Annotated in this window: 6 protein-coding genes; 2 read left to right on the forward strand and 4 right to left on the reverse strand. The window is 67.1% G+C overall.

What is annotated here, in order from left to right:
• Both BGN95_RS14720 and BGN95_RS14725 read right to left on the reverse strand, forming a co-directional pair.
• Positions 1 to 585 (reverse strand): TolB-like translocation protein (locus BGN95_RS14720; RefSeq protein WP_502688298.1); only part of this gene is annotated, 585 nt, incomplete at its 3' end.
• Between the two features lie 106 nt (positions 586 to 691).
• Entirely contained in the window at positions 692 to 1,390 is a 699-nt protein-coding gene (locus BGN95_RS14725) for a pirin family protein (RefSeq protein ID WP_179514122.1), read from the reverse strand.
• 113 nt (positions 1,391 to 1,503) lie between these two features.
• On the opposite strand from BGN95_RS14725, the gene BGN95_RS14730 reads away from it, so the two are divergent.
• Both BGN95_RS14730 and BGN95_RS14735 read left to right on the forward strand, forming a co-directional pair.
• Positions 1,504 to 2,433 (forward strand): LysR family transcriptional regulator, encoded by a 930-nt coding sequence (locus BGN95_RS14730; protein WP_179514123.1) that lies wholly within the window; start codon positions 1,504 to 1,506, stop codon positions 2,431 to 2,433.
• Between the two features lie 92 nt (positions 2,434 to 2,525).
• The gene (locus tag BGN95_RS14735) at positions 2,526 to 2,708 is read left to right on the forward strand and encodes a hypothetical protein (protein WP_265312761.1); all 183 of its coding nucleotides are present in this window, start codon (positions 2,526 to 2,528) and stop codon (positions 2,706 to 2,708) included.
• Between the two features lie 8 nt (positions 2,709 to 2,716).
• Here BGN95_RS14735 and BGN95_RS14740 read toward each other — a convergent pair whose 3' ends face one another.
• Together BGN95_RS14740 and BGN95_RS14745 are read right to left on the reverse strand one after the other, a co-directional pair.
• Entirely contained in the window at positions 2,717 to 3,109 is a 393-nt protein-coding gene (locus tag BGN95_RS14740) for a RidA family protein (RefSeq protein WP_286773110.1), read from the reverse strand.
• A 63-nt stretch (positions 3,110 to 3,172) separates the two neighbouring features.
• Positions 3,173 to 3,985: enoyl-CoA hydratase family protein (locus BGN95_RS14745; RefSeq protein WP_286773111.1), on the reverse strand; the 813-nt coding region annotated here is incomplete at its 5' end.

Here is a 3,985-nt window from a genome sequence, read left to right on the forward strand (position 1 = left end):
GAGCCGCGTCCCGTCGGGCGACCAGGCGAGCCCCGATGCCTTGCCGCGATCGGCGATCAGCAGCGCGGGCTTGTCCTTCCCCGCGGCATCGACGCTCCACACCTTGCCGTTCTTGATGAAGGCGACGCGCCCCGTGGCGGAGATCGCCGGCGCATCGCCTTCGGCGATCTTCACCGGCGCCCCGCCGGCGGTCGCGGCGGACCAGATTTCGAGCGTCGCCGCATCGGTGCGGCTCGCCGGATTGGGCTCGCCCTCGATCGGCCAATTGGCGTCGTGATCGCCGCCGCGCACCCAGATCGCGCGCGTGCCGTCGGGCGACAGCACCAGCCCGGTCAGTTCCTGCCCGTCATCGGCGGTCGCATCGGTCAGCCGGCGGGCGCGATAATCGGGGCCGGCCGCGCTCCACACGTTGCGCGCGCCCTTCACCACATTGATCCAGGCGATGCGATCGGCGCGCTCGGCCGCGACGAGCCCGGTCTGGAACGGATAAGCGAGCGCCGCCTCCAGCCCCGGCGGCGGCGCTTGCGCTGCTGCAATTCCCGCCGGCGCGATCGCCAGCAACACGCCCAGCACGATCGGCCGCATGCACATCTCCCCTTTTGGGAGAAGAGCTTAGCGGCTGACCCGTGGTTGGCAATGCACGGGGCGCAAGATGCGAAAAAGGCGGGCGACAATCGCCCGCCTTCCCCGATTACGCCGCGTCGACGAGGACGATCTCGCTATCCTCGATCGCGGTGACGCGGATCACCTCCACGTCGCTGATCGCCGCGCCGTCGCGCGCATTGACCTGCACGTCGTCGATCCGGATCGCGCCGGTCGCCGGGACGAGATAGGCCTTGCGGTCCTTGCCCAGCGGGTAATCGGCGCTCTCCCCGGCCTTGAGCGTCGCGCCGACGACCCGCGCATCGGTGCGGATCGGCAGCGCATCGCCGTCGCCGTCATAACCCGAGGCAAGCGTGACGAACTGCCCGGCGCGCTCGCCCTTGGGGAAGGGTTTGGCGCCCCAGCGCGGCGGCTCGCCGTCACGGGTCGGAATGATCCAGATCTGGAAGATCCTGGTCGTCACATCCTCGAGATTATATTCCGAATGGCGGATCCCGGTGCCCGCGCTCATCACCTGGACGTCGCCGGCCTCGGTGCGGCCCTTATTGCCCAGGCTGTCCTCATGCGTGATCGCGCCTTCGCGGACATAAGTGATGATTTCCATGTCGCGGTGCGGGTGCGGCGGAAAGCCGGTCTTGGGCGCGATCGTATCGTCGTTCCACACGCGCAAATTGCCCCAGTGCATCCGCGCCGGATCGTGATAACCGGCGAACGAGAAATGATGCTTGGCATCGAGCCAGCCGTGATTGGCACCACCGAGGCCGTCGAAAGGGCGAAGTTCGATCATCGTGCATCTCCTGTCGGGCGGCGCCGGCCGCCCTTGTTGAGAGCGATTTAGAGGTTGCGCACTTTTCTTTTCAGAGGGATAAAATCGACCCGACTATTCCAGGAACTTGAAAAGTGGCCAACCCCGGCACCCCGACCTTCGACCAGCTCCGCATCTTTCTGGCGATCGTCGATACGGGCAGCTTCGCCGCCGCCGGGCGCAAGCTCAACCGCGCGGTCTCGGTGATCAGCTACGGAATCGGCAATCTCGAAGCGCAGCTCGGGCTGACCCTGTTCGAGCGCGAGGGAACGCGCAAGCCCCGGCTGACGCTCGCCGGCCGCGCCGTCCTCGCCGAGGCGCGCAGCGTCGCGCTCGGGATCGACGGGCTGCGCGCCAAGGTGAAGGGGCTGCTCGAAGGGCTGGAGGCGGAGGTCGATCTGGCGGTCGACGTGATGCTCCCGGCCGAGCGGCTCGCCAAGACATTGCGCGCCTTCGCGGCCGAGTTTCCCACCGTCCAGCTTCGGCTACACGTCGAGGCGCTGGGCGCGGTCACCGCGATGGTGCTCGACGGCACCGCCTCGATCGGGCTTTCCGGGCCGCTGTTCGTCGGGGTCGAGGAGATCGAGAGCGTCTCGGCCGGTGCGGTGCCGCTGGTCCCCGTCGCCGCGCCCGATCATCCGCTCGGCCGGATGGCGCGGATCGCGCCGGGCGCGGGGCGCGATCATATCCAGCTCGTGCTGACCGATCGTTCGCATTTCACCGAGGGGCGCGACTTTTCGGTGGTCAGCCCCAAGACCTGGCGGCTCGCCGATCTCGGCGCCAAGCACGCCCTGCTGCGCGAGGGGATCGGCTGGGGCAATATGCCGCTGCCGATGGTCGAGCCCGATCTCGTCGCAGGCACATTGGTGCGGCTCGACATGCCCGATCATCCCGGCGGCATCTACCGCTTCGCCGGGATCTGGCGGCGCGACGTGCCGCCCGGCCCGGCCGGCGCGTGGCTGATCGACCATTTCGCGCGCGCGGGGCTGGAAGATTATCTCCACGCCGGGCTGCCCGACATCTGACGGCGACGCTGCGGCTCGCAGCGCACCGGTAGTCCTCTTAAACGGAACCAGAATGTTGGCGTGGGCGTTCGTGCGGGCTGAGGAGAGATGGGATGTCAGAGGACAAGACAACCATAGTCAAAACCGGCGGCGGCGGTAGTACGGTGGTCGCTTTCATCCTGGGGATCATCGTGGTGCTGGTCGCACTCTATGTGGTCTTCGGCACCGATCTGCTGCGCAACGCCCCGCAAAAGGTCGACGCCAACGTAAAGATCGAGACGCCCGGCAATAGTTGAAGCCCGCGCTAGTCGGGAACGACCGCGGTCACCTCGATCTCGATCTTTGCGGCGGCTTCCATCAGCGCGACGACCTGCACCACCGCCATCGCCGGATAATTGCGCCCCATGATCGCGCGATAGATTTCGCCGATGCGCCGCGCATTATCGAGATAGTCGCCGCGATCGGTGATGTACCAGGTCATCCGCACGACATGCTCCGGCCCGGCATCGGCCTCCGCGAGCAAGGCCACCAGATTGCGCAGGATCTGTTCGAACTGCCCGGCGAGATCGGTGCGTTCGAACTTTTCCTCCTCGTTCCAGCCGACCAGCCCCGAAACGAAAATCTGCCGCCCGCGCGCCTCGATCGCGTTGGAATAGCCCTTGGGACGCGGCCAGCCGGCCGGTTGCAGGATTCTCATCGTCTCGCCCCGTCTGGAATGCCGCGATCGTCGCGCTCGTTGATGAAGCTCTCGCCTGCCATCTCAATCCCCTTCGAACACCGGCTTCTGCTTCGCCACGAAGGCGTGATAGGCGCGCGAGAAATCCTGCGTCTGCATGCAGATCGCCTGCGCCTGTGCCTCGGCCTCGATCGCGGTCTCGACCGGCATCGCCCATTCCATTTCGAGCTGGTTCTTGGTCATGCCGTGCGCGAAGGTCGGGCCGTGCGCGAGCATCGTGGCATAGCCTGCCGCCTCGCCCGCCAGCGCCTCCGCCGCGACCACGCGGTTGAAGAAGCCCCAGCGCTCGCCCTCCTCGGCCGAGAAGGAGCGCCCGCTGAACAGCAGGTCCGCCGCACGCCCTTGCCCGATGATCCGCGGCAGGATCGCGCACGCGCCCATATCCGCCCCGGCGAGCCCGACGCGGGTGAACAGGAAAGCGGTCTTGGCCGCCGGCGTCGCAAAGCGGATATCGGACGCCATCGCCATGATCGCCCCCGCCCCGGCGCATATCCCGTCGACCGCGGCGATAATCGGCTGCGGGCATTTGCGCATCGCCTTGACCAGATCGCCGGTCATCCGGGTGAAGGCGAGCAATTCGGGCATCGTCATCTCGGTCAGCGGCCCGATGATCTCGTGCACGTCGCCGCCCGAACAGAAATTCCCGCCCGCGCCGGTGATCACCACCGCCTTCACCGCCGGCGCATAGACCAACGCGCGAAACAGATCGCGCAACTCGGCATAGGAATCGAACGTCAGCGGGTTCTTGCGCTCGGGGCGGTTGAGCGTGATCGTCGCGACGCGATCCTTGAACTCATAGGCGAAATGGCTCGGCCGGTAGCCCGCCGCGTCGAATTC

The sequence above is a fragment of the Sphingomonas sp. 66-10 genome, from assembly GCF_001897045.1.
Classification (GTDB): domain Bacteria; phylum Pseudomonadota; class Alphaproteobacteria; order Sphingomonadales; family Sphingomonadaceae; genus Sphingomonas; species Sphingomonas lycopersici.